Origin of the sequence: Gimibacter soli, assembly GCF_028463845.1 — a bacterium.
Classification (GTDB): Bacteria; Pseudomonadota; Alphaproteobacteria; order Sphingomonadales; family Kordiimonadaceae; genus Gimibacter; species Gimibacter soli.
In genome coordinates this window covers 1,635,830-1,656,300 of record NZ_CP116805.1, presented here as the reverse complement: position 1 = coordinate 1,656,300, position 20,471 = coordinate 1,635,830, and the positions used below count along the sequence as shown (strand labels likewise).

General features: G+C 59.6%; 16 protein-coding genes and 3 tRNA genes. 2 read left to right on the top strand and 17 right to left on the bottom strand.

Annotated features, from left to right (window positions below; translation table 11 throughout):
* Window positions 1-39 precede the first annotated feature (39 nt).
* The 16 genes from tuf (PH603_RS07650) to PH603_RS07575 form a co-directional block, all read right to left on the bottom strand.
* Complete coding sequence (gene tuf, locus PH603_RS07650) at window positions 40-1,230, bottom strand: elongation factor Tu (protein ID WP_289505465.1); 1,191 nt, start codon at window positions 1,228-1,230, stop codon at window positions 40-42.
* A gap of 62 nt (window positions 1,231-1,292) precedes the next feature.
* Window positions 1,293-3,371 carry an elongation factor G gene (gene fusA, locus PH603_RS07645; RefSeq protein ID WP_289505484.1) on the bottom strand — a complete coding sequence of 693 codons (2,079 nt, stop codon included), beginning with the start codon at window positions 3,369-3,371 and terminating at the stop codon, window positions 1,293-1,295.
* A gap of 30 nt (window positions 3,372-3,401) precedes the next feature.
* Window positions 3,402-3,872, bottom strand: coding sequence for a 30S ribosomal protein S7 (rpsG, locus tag PH603_RS07640; protein ID WP_289505482.1), 471 nt, complete (start codon window positions 3,870-3,872; stop codon window positions 3,402-3,404).
* A 21-nt stretch (window positions 3,873-3,893) separates the two neighbouring features.
* Window positions 3,894-4,265, bottom strand: a complete 372-nt coding sequence (gene rpsL / locus PH603_RS07635; RefSeq protein ID WP_289505480.1) for a 30S ribosomal protein S12 — start codon at window positions 4,263-4,265, stop codon at window positions 3,894-3,896.
* A 398-nt stretch (window positions 4,266-4,663) separates the two neighbouring features.
* Window positions 4,664-8,857, bottom strand: a complete 4,194-nt coding sequence (gene rpoC, locus PH603_RS07630) for a DNA-directed RNA polymerase subunit beta' (RefSeq protein ID WP_289505478.1) — start codon at window positions 8,855-8,857, stop codon at window positions 4,664-4,666.
* 126 nt (window positions 8,858-8,983) lie between these two features.
* Window positions 8,984-13,081: a DNA-directed RNA polymerase subunit beta gene (gene rpoB, locus PH603_RS07625; protein WP_289505476.1), complete on the bottom strand. Its 4,098-nt coding sequence runs from the start codon at window positions 13,079-13,081 to the stop codon at window positions 8,984-8,986.
* A 230-nt stretch (window positions 13,082-13,311) separates the two neighbouring features.
* Window positions 13,312-13,683, bottom strand: a complete 372-nt coding sequence (rplL, locus tag PH603_RS07620) for a 50S ribosomal protein L7/L12 (protein WP_289505475.1) — start codon at window positions 13,681-13,683, stop codon at window positions 13,312-13,314.
* 103 nt (window positions 13,684-13,786) lie between these two features.
* Window positions 13,787-14,302 carry a 50S ribosomal protein L10 gene (gene rplJ / locus PH603_RS07615; protein ID WP_289505473.1) on the bottom strand — a complete coding sequence of 172 codons (516 nt, stop codon included), beginning with the start codon at window positions 14,300-14,302 and terminating at the stop codon, window positions 13,787-13,789.
* 381 nt (window positions 14,303-14,683) lie between these two features.
* Entirely contained in the window at window positions 14,684-15,379 is a 696-nt protein-coding gene (gene rplA, locus PH603_RS07610) for a 50S ribosomal protein L1 (protein WP_289505471.1), read from the bottom strand.
* A 3-nt stretch (window positions 15,380-15,382) separates the two neighbouring features.
* Complete coding sequence (rplK, locus tag PH603_RS07605; protein WP_289505470.1) at window positions 15,383-15,811, bottom strand: 50S ribosomal protein L11; 429 nt, start codon at window positions 15,809-15,811, stop codon at window positions 15,383-15,385.
* A gap of 141 nt (window positions 15,812-15,952) precedes the next feature.
* Window positions 15,953-16,489, bottom strand: a complete 537-nt coding sequence (nusG, locus tag PH603_RS07600) for a transcription termination/antitermination protein NusG (RefSeq protein ID WP_289505469.1) — start codon at window positions 16,487-16,489, stop codon at window positions 15,953-15,955.
* A gap of 4 nt (window positions 16,490-16,493) precedes the next feature.
* Entirely contained in the window at window positions 16,494-16,691 is a 198-nt protein-coding gene (gene secE / locus PH603_RS07595; RefSeq protein WP_289505467.1) for a preprotein translocase subunit SecE, read from the bottom strand.
* Between the two features lie 172 nt (window positions 16,692-16,863).
* Window positions 16,864-16,939: transfer RNA gene (locus PH603_RS07590), tRNA-Trp, on the bottom strand.
* 225 nt (window positions 16,940-17,164) lie between these two features.
* On the bottom strand, window positions 17,165-18,355 hold the full coding sequence (gene tuf, locus PH603_RS07585; protein ID WP_289505465.1) for an elongation factor Tu: 1,191 nt from the start codon (window positions 18,353-18,355) through the stop codon (window positions 17,165-17,167).
* 132 nt (window positions 18,356-18,487) lie between these two features.
* A tRNA-Gly gene (locus PH603_RS07580) sits at window positions 18,488-18,561 on the bottom strand.
* Window positions 18,562-18,653: 92 nt separating this feature from the next.
* Window positions 18,654-18,739, bottom strand: a tRNA-Tyr gene (locus PH603_RS07575).
* A 172-nt stretch (window positions 18,740-18,911) separates the two neighbouring features.
* Here PH603_RS07575 and rlmB point away from each other — a divergent pair.
* Together rlmB and PH603_RS07565 are read left to right on the top strand one after the other, a co-directional pair.
* Window positions 18,912-19,820 (top strand): 23S rRNA (guanosine(2251)-2'-O)-methyltransferase RlmB, encoded by a 909-nt coding sequence (rlmB, locus tag PH603_RS07570; RefSeq protein ID WP_289505464.1) that lies wholly within the window; start codon window positions 18,912-18,914, stop codon window positions 19,818-19,820.
* Window positions 19,821-19,826: 6 nt separating this feature from the next.
* Window positions 19,827-20,258 (top strand): cupin domain-containing protein, encoded by a 432-nt coding sequence (locus PH603_RS07565; RefSeq protein WP_289505463.1) that lies wholly within the window; start codon window positions 19,827-19,829, stop codon window positions 20,256-20,258.
* Between the two features lie 59 nt (window positions 20,259-20,317).
* Here PH603_RS07565 and PH603_RS07560 read toward each other — a convergent pair whose 3' ends face one another.
* Window positions 20,318-20,446: a hypothetical protein gene (locus PH603_RS07560; RefSeq protein WP_289505461.1), complete on the bottom strand. Its 129-nt coding sequence runs from the start codon at window positions 20,444-20,446 to the stop codon at window positions 20,318-20,320.
* Between the last annotated feature and the right edge of the window lie 25 nt (window positions 20,447-20,471).

The window sequence follows — 20,471 nt, the reverse complement described above, 5'->3', positions numbered from 1 at the left end:
ATGCCACCATTGGCTTTTTTGTTTAGGGACGACCCTTACTTACTTCAGGATCTTCGCGACAACGCCTGCACCGACGGTACGGCCGCCTTCGCGGATAGCGAAGCGGAGGCCTTCGTCCATGGCGATCGGCGCGATCAGTTCGACCGTCAGGGTGATGTTGTCACCCGGCATGACCATCTCGGTGCCTTCGGGCAGAGCGATGGTGCCGGTCACGTCCGTCGTACGGAAGTAGAACTGCGGACGGTAGTTGGCGAAGAACGGCGTGTGACGGCCACCTTCGTCTTTCGACAGGATATAGGTCTCTGCCGTGAACTGGGTGTGCGGCTTGATCGTGCCGGGGTGAGCCAGAACCTGGCCACGCTCGACGTCTTCACGGCCGATACCACGCAGGAGAGCACCGATGTTGTCACCAGCCTGGCCCTGGTCCAGAAGCTTGCGGAACATCTCGACGCCGGTCACAACCGACTTCTGGGTGTCACGGATACCGACGATTTCGATCTCTTCGCCGACTTTCACGATGCCACGCTCGACGCGACCGGTCACAACCGTACCACGACCCGAGATCGAGAACACGTCCTCAACCGGCATCAGGAAGGCACCGTCGATGGCGCGCTCGGGCTGCGGGATGTAGCTGTCAACAGCGTCCATCAGAGCCTTGATCGAGTCTTTACCGATATTGTCGTCACGGCCTTCGAGAGCGGCCAGAGCCGAACCCTTGACAACCGGAATGTCGTCGCCCGGGAAGTCGTAAACCGAAAGAAGCTCACGGATTTCCATCTCGACGAGCTCCAGGAGCTCTTCGTCGTCAACCTGGTCGACCTTGTTCATGTAAACAACAAGCGCCGGTACACCAACCTGACGAGCAAGAAGGATGTGCTCGCGGGTCTGCGGCATCGGGCCGTCAGCGGCGTTCACTACGAGGATCGCGCCGTCCATCTGGGCGGCACCCGTGATCATGTTCTTCACATAGTCAGCGTGGCCCGGGCAATCTACGTGTGCATAGTGACGCGCAGGCGTCTCATACTCAACGTGGGCGGTCGAGATCGTGATGCCACGCTCGCGCTCTTCCGGTGCCTTGTCGATGTTCGCATAGTCCATGAACGCCGCGCCGCCAGTCTCAGCAAGCACTTTCGTGATCGCAGCCGTCAGCGTCGTCTTGCCATGGTCAACGTGACCAATCGTACCAATGTTGCAGTGCGGTTTGGTCCGCTCAAATTTAGCCTTAGCCATTTTAAACCCTTTCTATCGGCCCCTTATCGGGGATCCATAATTAGTTCCGGTTATTGTTGTTCTTAGCCCGCGAGCTTCGTTTTCAGTTCGTCAGCCACGTGAGCCGGTACGTCAGCATAGTGATCGAACACCATCGAGAACTGAGCGCGGCCCTGGCTGAACGAACGCAGGTCGTTCACATAGCCGAACATGTTCGCGAGGGGAACCATCGCGTTGACTACCGTTGCAGGACCACGGGTTTCCGAGCCCTGGATCTGGCCGCGACGACGGTTGAGGTCGCCGATGACGTCGCCGACATACTCGTCGGGGGTCACGACTTCAACTTTCATCATCGGCTCGAGAAGCTTGATGCCGGCTTTCTGGGCCGCTTCACGGGCTGCACCGCGACCGGCGATTTCGAACGCGAGGGCGCTCGAGTCAACGTCGTGGTAAGCACCGTCGATCAGGCGGACCGAGAAGTCGATGATCGGGAAGCCAATGAGCGCGCCGCTTTCGGCAACGTCCTTGATACCCGATTGAACGGCCGGGATATATTCACGGGGGATCGAGCCGCCCTTGATTTCGTCTTTGAAGACGAAGCCCGAACCACGCTCGCCCGGTGCAACAACGATCTTCACGCGACCGAACTGACCCGAACCACCCGACTGTTTCTTGTGGGTGTAGTCAAGCTCGACTTCTTTGGCGAAGGTTTCGCGGTAAGCAACCTGCGGGGCGCCCACGTTGCACTCGACTTTGAATTCGCGACGCATACGGTCAACGATGATCTCGAGGTGCAGTTCGCCCATGCCGGCGATCACGGTCTGGCCCGATTCTTCGTCCGACTTCACGCGGAACGACGGATCTTCCTGCGCCAGACGGTTGAGGGCGAGGCCCATCTTTTCCTGGTCGGCTTTCGACTTCGGCTCAACAGCCACTTCGATAACCGGATCCGGGAATTCCATACGCTCGAGAACAACGATCGAGTTGTTGGCGCAGAGGGTGTCACCGGTGGTGGTGTTCTTGAGGCCAGCGAGAGCAACGATGTCGCCTGCGCGGGCTTCTTTCACGTCTTCACGGTTGTTCGCATGCATTTCAAGCATACGGCCGATCTTTTCCTTGTGGCCCTTCACCGAGTTGGTCACCTGGGTGCCAGCCTCGAGAACGCCGGAATAGATACGGGCGAAGGTGAGCGAGCCTACGAAGGGGTCGTTCATAATCTTGAAGGCGAGAGCCGAGAAGGGCTCGTCGTCCGACGACTTGCGCTTGATTTCGCTTTCGTCTTTGGGGTCGATACCACGGATGGCGGGAACGTCAACCGGGCTCGGCATGAAGGCGATAACGGCGTCGAGGAGCGGCTGAACGCCCTTGTTCTTGAACGCGGTACCGTTGAGGACCGGAACGAACAGCAGGTCGCAGGTACCCTTGCGGATTGCGCCGAGCAGTTCTTCTTCCGAGACTTCCTCACCTTCGAGGTATTTTTCCATCAGGGCTTCATCGGCTTCTACTGCAAGCTCGATCATTTCCATCCGGGCGGTTTCAGCGGCGTCCTTCAGGCTGTCGCGAATATCGACATACTCGAACGATGCACCGAGGTCTTCGCCTTTCCAGATAACCTCTTTCATCTTGATGAGGTCGATCAGGCCTTCGTAATCGCTTTCAGCGCCGATCGGCAGCTGGATGACGAGCGGCTTGGCGCCGAGGCGCTTGACGATCATGTCGACGCAACGCTCGAAGTTCGCGCCCATACGGTCCATCTTGTTGACGAAGCACATGCGGGGCACGTGGTATTTGTCAGCCTGACGCCATACGGTCTCGGACTGCGGCTCAACGCCGGCGACCGAGTCAAATACAGCAACAGCACCATCGAGCACCCGGAGGCTACGCTCTACTTCAATCGTGAAGTCAACGTGGCCGGGGGTGTCGATGATGTTGATGCGGTGATCTTTCCAGAAGCAGGTGGTAGCAGCCGAGGTAATGGTGATACCGCGCTCTTGCTCCTGCTCCATCCAGTCCATGGTAGCAGCGCCATCGTGCACTTCGCCGATTTTGTGGCTACGGCCGGTGTAATAAAGAATACGCTCGGTCGTGGTGGTTTTGCCGGCGTCGATGTGCGCCATGATACCGATGTTACGGTAACGATCCAGGGGGGATTTGCGTGCCATGGATTGGATTTCCTTGAACGATCTTACTGATTACCAGCGATAATGCGAGAAGGCCTTGTTGGCCTCTGCCATGCGGTGCGTGTCTTCACGCTTCTTCACGGCAGCGCCACGGTTGTTGGCGGCATCCAGAAGCTCGCCCGACAGGCGGTCAACCATCGTGGTTTCGTTGCGCTTGCGGGCAGCAGCGATGAGCCAGCGAATGGCCAGCGCTTGGCTGCGGTCCGAACGCACTTCAACCGGAACCTGGTACGTCGCACCACCAACACGGCGGGAACGGACCTCGATGGCCGGCTTTACGTTATCGAGAGCTTCGTGGAACAGCACGAGCGGATCGGTCTTGGCGCGACCCTCGACTTTCTCGAGGGCACCGTAAACGATGCGTTCTGCAGTGGATTTCTTACCATCCAGCATGAGGCTGTTCATGAATTTCACCAGGACGATATCACCGAACTTGGGATCGGGAAGAACCTGGCGCTTTTCTGCACTATGACGACGAGACATTGCGGTATTCCTCTCTCGACCTTATTTCGGACGCTTCGCGCCGTATTTCGAACGGGCTTGACGACGGGCCGACACGCCTTGCGTATCAAGGACACCGCGCAGAATGTGGTAACGCACACCCGGCAAGTCTTTTACACGGCCGCCGCGGATCAGCACTACGGAGTGCTCCTGCAGGTTATGGCCTTCACCTGGGATGTAGCTCGTTACTTCGTGGCCGTTGGAGAGGCGCACGCGGGCAACTTTACGAAGTGCCGAGTTCGGCTTCTTCGGGGTCGTCGTGTAAACGCGGGTACAAACGCCACGTTTTTGCGGGTTGGCTTCAAGAGCCGGCACCTTGTTACGGGTGGCCGGAGCCTGACGGGGCTTCCGGACTAGCTGGTTAATGGTAGGCATGTCGATCCTTTGCCGTTTTTCTCTTCCACCATTACTCGGGCGACCACATATGCAGCAAAACCGCCTTGTCCAGAGATATTTTTCTCTCCGGCAAGGCCGCCCGTGATAATTCGATGTCTTTTCAAAGCTAGCAAACCCCAGCGTCTAGCGCGGAAACACTACCACCTGGGCCCTAGCGAGGTGCGCCTTATAACCCCGGCGCCCTTGAGCGTCAATGAAAAAAGGGGTCGCGCAACTTTGTGTCCGGGGCTGTCCCAAAGTGGCAACTTTCCAAGGGTCCGGGCCCGAAACTACCCTGCCACTTCCCCTCGCCTGCCAGAATCGGTTTTCACCCCCGAAAAACGAAAGGGCCCACCATATTGGCAGGCCCTTTCTTCATTCTTTCAGCGCAGTGCCGCTCAGGCTTCCGGGGTAGCTTCCGGTGCTTCGGCCGGCGCCGGTGCCGTCACCACTTCGTCGTCCATCTGGGACTGGGCAATGGTGTCGCGCTTCTGGGCTTCGTGACGCAGGCGGTTGACCACCGAACCGGTACCGGCCGGGATCAGGCGACCCACAATCACGTTTTCCTTCAGGCCAACGAGCTTGTCTTTCTTGCCAGCGACTGCGGCTTCGGTCAGGACGCGGGTCGTTTCCTGGAACGACGCGGCCGAGATGAAGCTGCGGGTCTGCAAGCTTGCCTTGGTGATGCCGAGGAGGATCGGATGGCCTTTTGCCGGCAGGCGGCTCTGGCTTTCCAGTTTCGCGTTCATTTCCTCGAACTCTTCACGATCAACCTGCTCACCGATCAGGAAGGTGCTGTCGCCCGACGACGTGATCTCGACTTTCTGCAGCATCTGGCGAACGATCACCTCGATGTGCTTGTCGTTGATCTTCACGCCCTGCAGACGATAGACGTCCTGGATCTCGCGAACGAGGTAAGCAGCCAGCGCCTCGACACCCAGAACTTGCAGGATGTCATGCGGTGCCGGGTTACCGTCGATCAGATATTCACCACGCTGGATGAAATCACCTTCCTGAACGGCAATGTGCTTGCCTTTGGGGACCAGATATTCGATCGGCTCACCTTCGCCGTCACGCGGACGGATGATGATGCGACGCTTGTTTTTATAGTCGCGGCCGAATTCGACGATACCGTCCATGTCTGCGATGATCGCATGGTCTTTCGGGCGGCGAGCTTCGAAGAGCTCGGCCACGCGGGGCAGACCACCGGTAATATCGCGGGTCTTGGCAGCTTCGCGCGGAATACGGGCAATCACATCACCCGCCGACACACGGTGGCCGTCTTCAACCGACAGAATGGCATCGACCGACAGGAAGTAACGGGCTTCGGTGCCGTTGGCGAGCTCGACAACCTTGTCGCTTTCATCACGGAGGGTGATGCGCGGACGCAGGTCCGAACCCTTCGGCGCCGAACGCCAGTCGGTCACGAGCTTCGAGGTAATACCCGTAGCTTCGTCGATGACTTCCTTGACCGAAATACCTTCAACAAGGTCAACCAGACGCACAATACCCGACTGTTCGGTGATGATCGGGATCGTATAGGGATCCCACTCGGCGAGTTTCTCGCCCTTCACCACCATGTCGCCCTCGTCTTTCATGAGGTGCGCGCCGTAAGCGAGACGGTGCTTCGCACGCTCGCGGCCGTCGTCGCCCAGAACCACAACCTCGAGGTTACGGCTCATCACGACCTTGCGGCCCTTGCTGTCAACGATGACGTTGCGGTTGTCGATGCGAACCGAACCGTCAGCCGACGATTCAATCGCCGATTCCGCGTTCACCTGTGCCGCACCACCGATGTGGAACGTACGCATGGTGAGCTGGGTACCGGGTTCACCAATCGACTGGGCCGCGATCACGCCGACGGCTTCGCCGTGGTTGACCGGGGTACCGCGAGCGAGGTCACGACCATAGCATTTGCCACAGACGCCGCCTTTGGTTTCGCAGGTGAGAACCGAACGGATCTTCACTTCCGAAACACCGGCAGTTTCAACCGCGTCCGACGCAACCTCGTCGAGGAGCGTACCGGCTTCATACAGGATGTCGCCAGTGATCGGATGCTTCACGTCCACAGCCACACAGCGGCCAAGGATACGCTCGGCCAGCGGCACAAGTACGTCGCCACCTTCCGAAACCTCGGTGATGGTGATGCCGTTCTGCGTGCCGCAGTCGGTGGTGGTGATGACGCAGTCCTGGCTGACGTCCACGAGACGACGGGTCAGGTAACCCGAGTTCGCGGTCTTCAGTGCGGTATCGGCAAGACCCTTACGGGCGCCGTGCGACGAGTTGAAGTATTCGAGAACCGACAGGCCTTCTTTGAAGTTTGCGATAATCGGCGTCTCGATGATCTCGCCCGACGGCTTGGCCATCAGGCCGCGCATACCGGCGAGCTGCTTCATCTGGGCAGCCGAACCCCGCGCACCCGAGTGAGCCATCATGAAGACCGAGTTCACATTGCCCTGACGGCCTTGATCGTCGAACTTCACGGCTTCCATGCCCTTCATCATCGCGTCTGCGACTTTGTCGGTGCACTGTGCCCATGCGTCTACAACCTTGTTGTATTTCTCGCCCTGGGTGATGAGACCGTCCTGATACTGCTCTTCATATTCCTTGACGAGCGCACGGGTATCATCAACCAGCTTTTCTTTGGCTTCGGGGATGATCATGTCGTCCTTGCCGAACGAAATACCCGCTGCACAAGCGCGGCGGAAACCTTCCCCCATGATGCCGTCAGCGAAGAGGACGGTCGTTTTCTGGCCGCAGTGGCGGTAAACGACGTCGATCACCTCGGTGATCTCTTTCTTCGTCAGCTGACGGTTGATCAGGCTGAACGGCACTTTCGGGTGCTTCGGCAGATGCTGCGACAGGATCAGGCGGCCCGGGGTCGTCTCGATACGGACGGTCTCGATGACGCCTTTCTTGTTCATGATCGTGGTACGAGCCTGGATCTTGGAATGCAGGGTGATCGCCTTGTTATCCAGGGCGAACTGCACTTCCTCGAGCGTGCCGAAGGCTTTGCCTTCGCCAACATCGCCCTGACGTTCCATGGTCATGTAATAGATACCGAGAACGATATCCTGCGACGGAACGATGATCGGCTTGCCGTTTGCGGGCGACAGGATGTTGTTCGTCGACATCATCAGGACGCGGGCTTCAAGCTGGGCTTCGATCGAGAGCGGCACGTGAACAGCCATCTGGTCACCGTCGAAGTCGGCGTTGAAGGCCGAGCAGACGAGCGGGTGCAGCTGGATCGCCTTGCCTTCGATCAGGACCGGCTCGAACGCCTGAATGCCCAGACGGTGCAGGGTCGGCGCGCGGTTCAGCATGACCGGATGCTCGCGGATCACCTCATCGAGGATATCCCAGACCTCACGGCGTTCTTTTTCAACAAGCTTCTTCGCCGCCTTGATGGTGGTGGCGATGCCTTTCTTGTCGAGGCGCGAATAGATGAACGGCTTGAAGAGCTCAAGCGCCATCTTCTTCGGCAGACCGCACTGGTGGAGCTTCAGCTCCGGGCCCACCACGATGACCGAACGGCCCGAATAGTCGACGCGCTTGCCAAGAAGGTTCTGGCGGAAGCGGCCCTGCTTGCCTTTCAGCATGTCAGAAAGCGACTTCAGCGGACGCTTGTTGGCGCCGGTGATGGTGCGACCACGGCGGCCGTTGTCAAAGAGGGCGTCAACGGCTTCCTGCAGCATCCGCTTCTCGTTACGGATGATGATGTCCGGTGCACGCAGCTCGATAAGGCGCTTCAGGCGGTTGTTCCGGTTGATCACACGGCGATACAGGTCGTTCAGGTCCGACGTGGCGAAACGGCCGCCATCAAGTGGAACAAGCGGACGCAGTTCCGGCGGAATGACCGGGATCACGGTGAGGATCATCCATTCCGGACGGTTGCCGGATTCGAGGAAGCTCTCGATGACCTTCAGGCGCTTGACGATCTTCTTCGGCTTCAGCTCCGACTTGGTCTCGGCCAGCTCGACGATCAGCTTCTCGCGCTCGCCTTCAAGGTCGAGGGCTTCAAGAAGCTTGCGGATCGCCTCGGCGCCGATGCCGGCGGTGAAGCTGTCTTCGCCGTATTCGTCCTGCGCACGGTAGAAGTCTTCTTCCGACAGAAGCTGGAACTGCTTCAGCGGGGTCAGGCCCGGCTCGATGACGACATAATATTCGAAATACAGAACGCGCTCGAGATCCTTCAGCGTCATGTCGAGCAGAAGGCCGATGCGGCTCGGGAGCGATTTCAGGAACCAGATGTGCGCAACGGGGGCAGCGAGGTCGATATGACCCATGCGCTCCCGGCGAACTTTCGACAGGGTAACTTCAACGCCGCACTTCTCGCAGATGATACCGCGATACTTCATGCGCTTGTATTTGCCGCAAAGGCATTCGTAATCCTTCACAGGGCCGAAGATGCGGGCACAGAAGAGGCCGTCTTTCTCGGGCTTGAAGGTACGATAGTTGATCGTTTCCGGCTTCTTGATTTCGCCAAACGACCAGGAACGGATACGTTCCGGCGAGGCAATCGAAATCTGAATCTGGTCGAACGTCTCCGGCTTTTGGCTCGGGTTGAAGTATTTCATCACTTCCTGGTTCATGTCCGGCGTCTCTCTCGGTTTGTGACGGGGATGATAGAGCGTCCCCGTTCGCCTTCCAAATCAAGTGGCCGCTAGCGGTTCTATCCGCCGGCGGGAGGGCCGGAGCGAACCCCGGCCCATCGCGTCTTATTCGGCGCCCGAAATGAGCTCCACGTTGAGGCCCAGCGACCGCATTTCCTTCACAAGTACGTTGAAGGATTCCGGAATGCCGGCTTCGAACGTGTCGTCGCCCTTGACGATGGCTTCGTAGACCTTGGTACGGCCTGCCACGTCGTCCGACTTGACGGTGAGCATTTCCTGCAGGGTGTAAGCTGCGCCATACGCCTGCAGTGCCCAGACCTCCATCTCCCCGAAGCGCTGGCCACCGAACTGGGCCTTACCACCAAGCGGCTGCTGGGTAACAAGGCTGTAGGGGCCGATCGAACGGGCGTGGATCTTGTCGTCAACAAGGTGGTGCAGCTTCAGCATATAGATGTAGCCCACGGTTACCTTGCGGTCGAACTTCTCGCCGGTACGGCCGTCGTAAAGATCGACCTGACCCGACGTATCGAGGCCTGCCTGTTTCAGGTGCTCCACGACGTTGGCTTCACCGGCACCATCGAATACCGGCGTTGCCATCGGCACACCGTTCGTCAGGTTACCGGCAAGCTCGACGACCTGATCGTCCGACAGTTCAGAGATTTCGCTGTCGTACTGGCCTTCGCCGTAGATGTCCTTGAACATGCTACGCAGGCTGTCAGCCTTGTCCTTGCCGTGGCGAACCGCTTCGAGCTTGGCGTCGATCTGACGGCCAAGACCACGCGATGCCCAGCCAAGGTGGGTCTCGAGGATCTGACCGACGTTCATGCGCGACGGCACGCCCAGCGGGTTCAGAACGATATCGACCGGCGTACCATCTTCGAGGTACGGCATGTCTTCCTGCGGCAGGATGCGCGAAATCACACCCTTGTTGCCGTGACGGCCTGCCATCTTGTCGCCCGGCTGAAGCTTGCGCTTCACGGCAACGAAGACCTTGACCATCTTCAGCACGCCCGGCAGAAGCTCGTCGCCGCGTTGCAGCTTTTCGATCTTCTCGTCGAAGCGACGCTGCAGGGCGCCTTTGCTTTCGTCGAACTGTTTCCTGAGCGCATCGATGTCGCGCATCGAGGACTCGTCGTCCACGGCGAGGTCCCACCAGGTGATGCGCTTCAGCTCGGCCAGGCCTTCTTCGGTCACAACCGTGCCTTTCTTCATCTCCTTGGTACCCGACGTGATCGTCTTGCCAACGAGGAGCGGCTTCAGGCGGCTGTAGATGTTGCGCTCGAGGATCGCGCGTTCGTCTTCACGGTCTTTGGTCAGGCGTTCGATTTCCTGACGCTCGATCGTGAGCGCACGTTCGTCCTTGTCCACACCGTGACGGTTGAACACGCGAACTTCCACAACAGTACCCGAAACCCCCGGCGGCAGGCGCAGCGAGGTATCGCGAACGTCCGAAGCCTTCTCGCCGAAGATGGCGCGGAGGAGTTTCTCTTCCGGCGTCATCGGGCTTTCGCCCTTCGGCGTGATCTTGCCGACGAGGATGTCGCCCGGGTGAACTTCGGCACCGATATAAACAATACCGGCTTCGTCGAGGTTCTTCAGGCCTTCCTCACCAACGTTCGGAATGTCGCGGGTGATATCTTCCGGCCCGAGCTTGGTGTCGCGGGCCATCACTTCGAATTCCTCGATATGGATCGAGGTGAAGACGTCTTCCTTCACGATCCGCTCGGAAATGAGGATCGAATCCTCGAAGTTGTAGCCGTTCCAGGGCATGAACGCGACGAGCACGTTACGGCCAAGGGCAAGCTCGCCCAGTTCGGTCGACGGGCCGTCACAGATGATGTCGCCCTTCAGGATCGAATCGCCCACCTTCACCAGCGGACGCTGGTTGATACAGGTGTTCTGGTTCGACCGCTGGAACTTGGCGAGCGTGTAGATGTCAACGCCCGACTTGCCGGGATCAACGTCTTCCGTCGCACGGATCACGATACGGGTGGCGTCCACCTGCTCGACGATACCGGTACGGCGGGCAGCAATCGCTGCACCCGAATCCCGCGCCACAACCTTCTCCATGCCGGTGCCGACGAACGGCGCCTCGGCGCGGACAAGCGGCACGGCCTGACGTTGCATGTTCGACCCCATGAGTGCGCGGTTCGCGTCATCGTTCTCGAGGAACGGGATGAGCGCGGCAGCAACAGACACAAGCTGCTTCGGCGATACGTCCATAAGGTCGATCGTCTGCGGCTGGGCCATGATGAATTCACCGGCCTGACGACAGGAGACGAGATCATCGGCAAAGGCGCCTTGTTCGGTGAGGGCAGCGTTCGCCTGGGCGACCGTGAACTTGCTCTCTTCCATAGCCGACAGATAGATCACTTCGTTCGAGACCTTGCCGTCGATCACCTTGCGGTACGGGCTTTCGATGAAGCCGTACTTGTTGACCTGCGCATAGGTAGCGAGCGAGTTGATCAGACCGATGTTCGGGCCTTCTGGCGTCTCGATCGGGCAGATACGGCCATAGTGCGTCGGGTGTACGTCGCGGACTTCGAAGCCTGCGCGTTCGCGGGTCAGACCGCCCGGCCCGAGAGCCGAAAGACGACGCTTGTGGGTAATCTCGGAAAGCGGGTTGGTCTGGTCCATGAACTGCGACAGCTGCGACGAGCCGAAGAATTCACGAACAGCAGCCACAACCGGCTTCGCATTGATGAGGTCATGCGGCATCACGGTATCGATATCGACCGACGACATGCGCTCGCGGATCGCGCGCTCCATGCGCAGCAGGCCGATGCGATACTGGTTTTCCATCAGTTCGCCGACCGAACGCACACGGCGGTTGCCGAGGTGGTCAATGTCGTCGATCTCGCCGCGGCCGTCTTTCAGCTCAACGAGCGTCTTCACGGTCGACAGAATGTCTTCGCGGCGGAGCGTACCGATGGTGTCTTCGCAGTTCACGCCAAGGCGCATGTTCATCTTCACGCGACCGACCGCCGAAAGGTCGTAACGCTCGGGATCGAAGAACAGGCCGTAGAACAGGGCTTCTGCGGTTTCCTTGGTCGGCGGTTCACCGGGACGCATAACCTTGTAGATCTCTGCCAGCGCGCCATCGGTGGTTTCCACCTTGTCGGCTTTCAGCGTGTTGCGGATGTAGGCACCGACGGTGACATCATCGATTTCGAGAACCGAGATTTCGTCGAAGCCGGCAGCGGCCAGCGCTTCGAGGGTCGCGGCCGAGAATTCGTCACCAGCTTCGATGAAGATGGCGCCGGTTTTCTCGTTGATGATGTCGGCTGCGGCATATTTGCCAACGATCTCTTCAGCCGGCAGCAGGATGCCTTCAACCTTCGAGGTCTCGAGCTTCTTGGCAAGGCGCGGGGTGATCTTGGCGCCAGCTTCGGCAATCACTTCACCGGTGTCGGCATTGACAAGGTCAAACGCCGGCTTCTTGCCGCGCCATGCGTCGGCACGGAACGGCACACGCCAGCCACCTTCCACGCGGCGATAGGTCGCGGTCGCGTAGAAATACTGGAGGATGTCTTCGCTCGACATGCCGAGGGCATAAAGGAGCGAGGTTGCCGGCAGCTTGCGGCGACGGTCGATACGGACGTTGACGATGTCTTTCGCATCGAACTCGAAGTCGAGCCACGAACCGCGGTAAGGAATGACGCGAGCAGCGAACAGGAACTTGCCCGACGAGTGGGTCTTGCCCTTGTCGTGGTCGAAGAACACACCGGGCGAACGGTGCATCTGGGACACGATCACGCGCTCGGTGCCGTTGATCACGAAGGTACCATTGTCGGTCATCAGCGGAAGGTCGCCCATATAGACGTCCTGTTCCTTGATATCGAGAACCGACTTGGCTTCGGTATCAGGATCCACCTCGAACACGATCAGACGCAGGGTGACGCGAAGCGGGGCGGCATAGGTAATGTCGCGCTGCTGGCACTCGTCCACGTCATATTTCGGGTCTTCGAGTTCGTACTTCACATACTCGAGCGAAGCGGTGCTCGAGAAGTCCTGAATCGGGAATACCGACCGCAGCACTTTTTCCAGACCGGAACCCAGCCGTTCTTCTTCCGTTGCTCCCGGCTTGAAGAACTGATCGTAGGATTGCTTCTGCACCTCGATCAGGTTCGGCATACGGGTTACTTCCGCAATCCGACCAAAGTCTTTGCGCACGCGCTTACGACCGGTGAATGAAGTCGCCATGCTTCGCCTCGTCCCTTGAGTTACGCCGCGCCCGTCCATCCCGCATCGGGGGGACAGCCCGGGGGGCCGCCTAGCGAGGCTTGGGGTCAAGCCCAAACCTCAGAAAAATCCGGTACAATCGGGCCTGCTGCCCGAAGGAGAGCCTGTTTTTAACGTCCCTGCCCTATCAGGACGCCGAAAGGCCGGGAACGAATTTCGTTCCCGACCCCGACTTCAAAGAACCCAAGAAATTACTTGAGTTCGACTTTCGCGCCAGCAGCTTCGAGCTTTTTCTTGAGCTCTTCAGCTTCAGCTTTGGCAACGCCTTCCTTAACGGGCTTCGGAGCGCCTTCGACGAGGTCTTTGGCTTCCTTGAGGCCCAGGCCGGTGATGGCACGGACTTCTTTGATGACGTTGATCTTGTTGTCGCCAGCAGCAGCGAGGATCACGTCAAATTCGGTTTTCTCTTCAGCAGCGGCAGCAGCCGGGCCAGCAGCAGCAGCAACAGCTACCGGTGCAGCAGCGGAAACGCCCCACTTCTCTTCGAGCAGTTTCGACAGTTCAGCAGCTTCCAGGACGGTCAGTGCCGACAGTTCTTCAACGATCTTGGCGAGGTCAGCCATTTGGTTCACTCCAGTCAATTCGGTCCCAAGGTTGATACGGGACCTGCGATTGTTACGTATGCGGTTCGGTCAGGCGGCCATGGCCACCCGGTCCAGTTTCTGCTTAGGCTGCGTCTTTCGCGCCGTAGGCACCGAAGACACGGGCGAGTTGCCCGGCCGGAGCCTGCGTAACTGCGGCGAGCTTCTGGGCCGGAGCTTGCAGGAGACCCACAAGCTTGCCACGAAGTTCGTCGAGCGACGGAAGATCGGCGAGCGCCTTGACACCATTGATGTCCAGCACCGTCGAACCCATGCCGCCACCGAGGATACGAAGCTTTTCGTTTTCCTTGGCAAAGGCAGCAATGGCTTTGGGTGCGGCAACAGGGTCAGCCGCATAGCCGATGGCCGTCGGACCAGTCAGCAGGTCACCGATACCTTCGTATTCAGTGCCTTTGAGCGCGAGACGAGTCAGCCGGTTTTTGGTCACTTTAAAACTGGCACCAACTTCACGCATACGTGCACGCAGGTTGGTCATCTCAGCTACAGTCAGGCCGTCGTAATGAACGACAACAACCGACGCAGCGTCAGAGAAGACCTCGTGCAGGGATGCGACCAGCGCCTGCTTTTCGGCTCTTTCCACTCTCTCGTCTCCGATTGCGAGGCCGTATTCCCGAAGGAACCACGTCCTCATTCACTTTGAGCCACGCATCCGCGCCTGAAAGGCATCGGATGCACTCCCCTGTCCGGGGGTATGCAGGCGGGACATCCCAACCTTGGAGAACCGCGGCGACCATTCCCAGGAACGGAAATTCCGGGGAGATGTTCAATCTCCAACCCCGTCTCATACAGGCTGCAGGCCCGCGAGCCCTGCTTCTTTTAAACACCGATTCGGGCAAGCCCTTACCGGAGCACCTGTAATCTCGGACAGTCAAACGCTTGAAACGCCAATGGAATTACATGAATTCCTGGCGCCCAAGCGGTCGCACCGGGCTGCCTCTAGGGACAGTCCGGTGCAAACTCTTTACGCGTTCAGCGACGCGACGTCAATCTTCAGGCCCGGACCCATGGTCGAGGACATGGCGATTTTCTTGACGTAGGTACCTTTGGCGCCCGACGGCTTGGCCTTGACCACTGCGTCGATGAAGGCCGAAACGTTCTCGACGAGCTTGGCTTCGTCGAACGACAGTTTGCCAACGCCACCGTGAATGATACCGGCCTTTTCGACGCGGAATTCAATCTGGCCCGACTTGGCAGCTTCAACAGCAGCCTTGACGTCCATGGTCACGGTACCGAGTTTCGGGTTCGGCATCAGGCCTTTCGGGCCGAGCACTTTACCGAGACGGCCGACAACGCCCATCATGTCCGGGGTCGCGATGCAACGCTCGAACGCGATCTCGCCCTTCTGGATGATTTCCATCAGGTCTTCGGCGCCCACGAGGTCAGCACCCGCTGCCTTGGCTTCTTCAGCCTTGGCACCACGAGCGAAGACGGCAACGCGAACGGTCTTGCCGGTGCCGTGCGGCAGGGCAACAACGCCGCGGACCATCTGGTCGGCGTGGCGGGGGTCAACACCGAGGTTCATCGAAACTTCGATGGTCTCGTCGAACTTGACGGCGGTGCGCGACTTCAGCTCGGCAACGGCTTCAGCAACCGTGTAGAGCTTCTCACGGTCAAGACCGTCCCAGGCTTTCGCCATGCGCTTTGCTACTTTAGCCATGGATTAGCCCTCCACCTTCAGGCCCATCGAGCGGGCCGAACCTTCGATAATGGCGATAGCGGCATCCACGTCGTTGGCCGACAGGTCGACCATCTTGGCTTCCGCAATCTCCTGCAGCTGGGCGCGGGTAACCGTGCCAGCCGTGTCACGACCCGGAGCTTTGGAGCCCGAGTTGATCTTCGCGGCGCGCTTCAGGAAGTAGCTCGCCGGCGGAGTCTTGGTGATGAAGGTGAACGAACGGTCTGCATAGACGGTGATGATGGTCGGCAGGGGCATGCCCGGCTCCATACCTTGCGTCTTGGCGTTAAACGCCTTGCAGAATTCCATGATGTTCACGCCACGCTGACCGAGCGCAGGGCCGATCGGCGGGGACGGGTTAGCTTGGCCGGCTTTCACCTGCAGCTTGATATAGCCGGTAATCTTTTTGGCCATTTCTCTTTCCTTTCAACAATGCCCGCCCTGTCAGGGGCTGGCGCTCTAAGGACGCGCGGTACGGCCAATGGCATGGCCTCCCGCGCCTCACACCCGGACTGCCGAAGCAGCCGGATTTCGTTTCACAGGGTAAATGTCGCCTCAGGCGACCTTTTCGACCTGCGCATATTCCAGTTCGACCGGGGTCTCGCGACCGAAGATCGAGACCGACACCTTGAGCCGGGCCTTGTCTTCGTCCACGTCTTCCACATGGCCGACGAACGAGGTGAACGGGCCGTCGACGACGCGCACTTCCTCGCCCACCTCGAAAACGATATTCGGACGCGGGCGCTCGACGCCTTCCACCACCTGGTGGAGAATGCGGGCAGCCTCTTCTTCCGAAATCGGGCTCGGCTTGCCTTGCGGCCCGAGGAAGCCGGTCACTTTCGGGTTGCTGTTCACGACGTGGTAGGTGTCGTCGGTCAGCACCATCTTGATCAGCACATAGCCGGGGAAGAATTTCTTCTCGGCTTTGACTTTCTTGCCCTTGCGGACCTCGACAACCTCTTCGGTCGGAACAACGACTTCTTCAACGAGGGCCTCAAGACCCTGTTGCGCAGCCTGTTCACGGATGGCCGCAGCCACCTTCTTCTCGAAGCCCGAATAGGCGTGAATGATATACCAGCGAGCCTTGCTCATCGTCTTATGCCCCCAGGCCCAGGATCCACTGGACCCCGGCATTCAGAATGAAATCGACGCCCAGGAAGAAGATCGCCATGACGACAACCATGATAAAGACCATGACCGACGTAACCGTCGTTTCACGGGGGGTCGGCCAGGTTACCTTGGCGCCTTCCTGCCGTACCTGACGGACGAATTCACCCGGTGTGGTTTTCGTCATAGCTTGCCGTCCTCATACCATCAGGGCGGATAGGTCCTCCCGCCGCCTCCCGGCAGCGATACGGTCCTTCGCCCTATTTTGTCGCGTCCGGCTTCCGATCACTCGGCGCCGCGCAGACGCATCCTTTTCCTGGCCTTTTTGGCAGGGCTGGCCACCCTTTCGCTTGCGTCACTGGCAGGGGCGGAGGGACTCGAACCCCCGGCACCCGGTTTTGGAGACCGGTGCTCTACCAACTGAGCTACGCCCCTATCTGGCGTGACGCGCGCTGACGAACCATTTTCGGGGCTCGCCGCCACCGACCGGTTACGCCGGTCAGGCGTCGCGGTGTAGCCTTCACCGCGCTGCCTTGCAAGTGTTTTTTGGGAAGCTCCCCCAAATTCACCCGCAACTTTCACCCGCCCCGGAAAAGCTTCCGGAAAGGCGAAAGAGAAACGGGCCGGAGCATGCTCCGGCCCGCTTGCACTCAAGCAAGATTACTTGAGAATTTTGGCCACAACGCCTGCACCGACGGTACGGCCGCCTTCGCGGATAGCGAAGCGGAGGCCTTCGTCCATGGCGATCGGCGCGATCAGTTCGACCGTCAGGGTGATGTTGTCACCCGGCATGACCATCTCGGTGCCTTCGGGCAGAGCGATGGTGCCGGTCACGTCCGTCGTACGGAAGTAGAACTGCGGACGGTAGTTGGCGAAGAACGGCGTGTGACGGCCACCTTCGTCTTTCGACAGGATATAGGTCTCTGCCGTGAACTGGGTGTGCGGCTTGATCGTGCCGGGGTGAGCCAGAACCTGGCCACGCTCGACGTCTTCACGGCCGATACCACGCAGGAGAGCACCGATGTTGTCACCAGCCTGGCCCTGGTCCAGAAGCTTGCGGAACATCTCGACGCCGGTCACAACCGACTTCTGGGTGTCACGGATACCGACGATTTCGATCTCTTCGCCGACTTTCACGATGCCACGCTCGACGCGACCGGTCACAACCGTACCACGACCCGAGATCGAGAACACGTCCTCAACCGGCATCAGGAAGGCACCGTCGATGGCGCGCTCGGGCTGCGGGATGTAGCTGTCAACAGCGTCCATCAGAGCCTTGATCGAGTCTTTACCGATATTGTCGTCACGGCCTTCGAGAGCGGCCAGAGCCGAACCCTTGACAACCGGAATGTCGTCGCCCGGGAAGTCGTAAACCGAAAGAAGCTCACGGATTTCCATCTCGACGAGCTCCAGGAGCTCTTCGTCGTCAACCTGGTCGACCTTGTTCATGTAAACAACAAGCGCCGGTACACCAACCTGACGAGCAAGAAGGATGTGCTCGCGGGTCTGCGGCATCGGGCCGTCAGCGGCGTTCACTACGAGGATCGCGCCGTCCATCTGGGCGGCACCCGTGATCATGTTCTTCACATAGTCAGCGTGGCCCGGGCAATCTACGTGTGCATAGTGACGCGCAGGCGTCTCATACTCAACGTGGGCGGTCGAGATCGTGATGCCACGCTCGCGCTCTTCCGGTGCCTTGTCGATGTTCGCATAGTCCATGAACGCCGCGCCGCCAGTCTCAGCAAGCACTTTCGTGATCGCAGCCGTCAGCGTCGTCTTGCCATGGTCAACGTGACCAATCGTACCAATGTTGCAGTGCGGTTTGGTCCGCTCAAATTTAGCCTTAGCCATTGCCCGTTAACCTCTACAAGCAACCGCGCCGGGGCGAAACCCTATGCGCGTATTCGGTTGATCCCATGGCAGCTGCGCCCATCATGGACGGCATTTCTGCCAGAAGCTTAAATATGCGGAAATGGAGATCTCTGGAGCGGGTGAAGGGAATCGAACCCTCGTCGTAAGCTTGGAAGGCTTCTGCTCTACCATTGAGCTACACCCGCATCACCCGAGAGAACCCACTTCGCTTCAGCACCACCGGCGCGGACGCCGATAATGCAAAACTCTCCCACACGGCGATCCATGGGGAGAGAAGTGGTGGAGGGGACAGGATTCGAACCTGTGTACGCGTACGCGGCCAGATTTACAGTCTGGTGCCTTTAACCACTCGGCCACCCCTCCGCGAAACTACCGTTCGGACCAGAACTCGGGCCCGGCGGTGAGGCCGCAATATGCTTATATATCGGGGCATGTCAACATGTGTTTGGAACCTTTTCCGCATTTTTTGAAAAGCGCTTGACCCGCTTCGGCAAAAGCGGCCAAGTCAGGCCGGATGCACAAGGAGACCGCGGCCATGAGTGACAAGAAGGATCGTCCGGGCAAGCCCCGACACGACACCCGCAAAGGCCCGCGCCCGCCCTATCGGGACGACAAGCGCACTGACCAGCGCAGCGAGCAGCGCGGCCCTCGCCCGCCACGGCCCGAGCGCACCGAGCGACCGGAAAAGACCGCCAGCCTGCGCCCGCTTTCAAGCGACAGCATCTTCCTTTATGGCCGCCATGCGGTGGAAGCCGCCGCCGCGAATCCGGAGCGCGAAGCCCTGCGCCTGATCGCTGCCCCGCGCGCCGCCGAAACCGCCGGCATCGTGAAAGACCGCTGGCCGCGCCTGCCGGTCGTCAATGCCGAAGACGATTCTCTCTTCTCGGGGCTTGTGCCCACGGATTCGCCGCATCAGGGCATCGTGCTCGAGGTGCGTCCCCTGCCCGGCCATTCGGTTGACGAACTGACGCCTGAAGACGGCCGCCCCAATATCATCCTGATGCTGGATCAGGTGACCGACCCCCACAACGTTGGCGCTTGCCTCAGGTCGGCTGCCGCCCTCGGCGCCCGCGCCCTGATCACGCAGGACCGGCACAGCCCGCACGAATCCGGCGTGCTGGCCCGCTCGGCATCCGGTGCGCTTGAAAGCCTGCCCTGGATGCGGGTCGGCAACCTGTCGCACACCCTCGATGAACTGAAAGAGATGGGCTACTGGCATGTCGGGCTCGACGGCGATACCGAGACCGAGCTTGCCGACGTCAACCTCGGCCAGAATATCGTAATCGTGATGGGCTCCGAAGGCAAAGGCCTTCGCCCGCTTGTTGCCAAGCACTGCGACATGATCGCCCGCATCCCCATGAGCGGGCTTGTCGAAAGCCTCAATGTATCGAACGCCGCCGCCATCGCGCTTTACGAGCTTGGCATGCGCGGCCGCAAGGACTGACCCTGTATGACCGACGCCCGCACCATCATCGATGCCCTCGGACTTGAGCCCCATCCCGAGGGTGGCTACTACCGCCGCACCTACCGCCACGCCGAAGGCCCCGAAGGCCGCGGCCATATGACGGCCATCTATTATCTCCTCGAAGGCGGGGAGTTTTCACGCTGGCACCGCACCGACGGCGACGAAATTTACCACTGGTATGCCGGCGCCCCGCTGACCATTGAAACCGCAGCGGGCGATGGTAGCGCCAAGACGGCCCACCGGCTGGGCAATGATTTCGCCGCCGGCGAACGCCCGCAGATTCTGGTGCCCGCCGGCGTCTGGCAGCGCTCGAACGCCGAAGGTGGCTGGACGCTCGTTGGAGCCACTGTCGCCCCCGGCTTCAGCTTCGACGGGTTTGAAATGCCGGAAAAAGGCTGGTCTCCTGACGGCGCCTAGCTCCCCACAAAAGAAAAGAGCCGCCCGGAGGCGGCTCGTCGAGTGCTTGGAAGTGAACCTTAGTGCTTGGTTGTCTCTTTGGTTTCCTTGGCCTGGCGGGCCTTTGCGGCGTGGGCCAGAAGGCTGACCGGGAAACCTGCGGCCTCAAGGGCCTTTACACTGCTTTCTTTCATAACTGCGGTTTGCATCGTATTTCCCCTTTTCTTCCCTGAT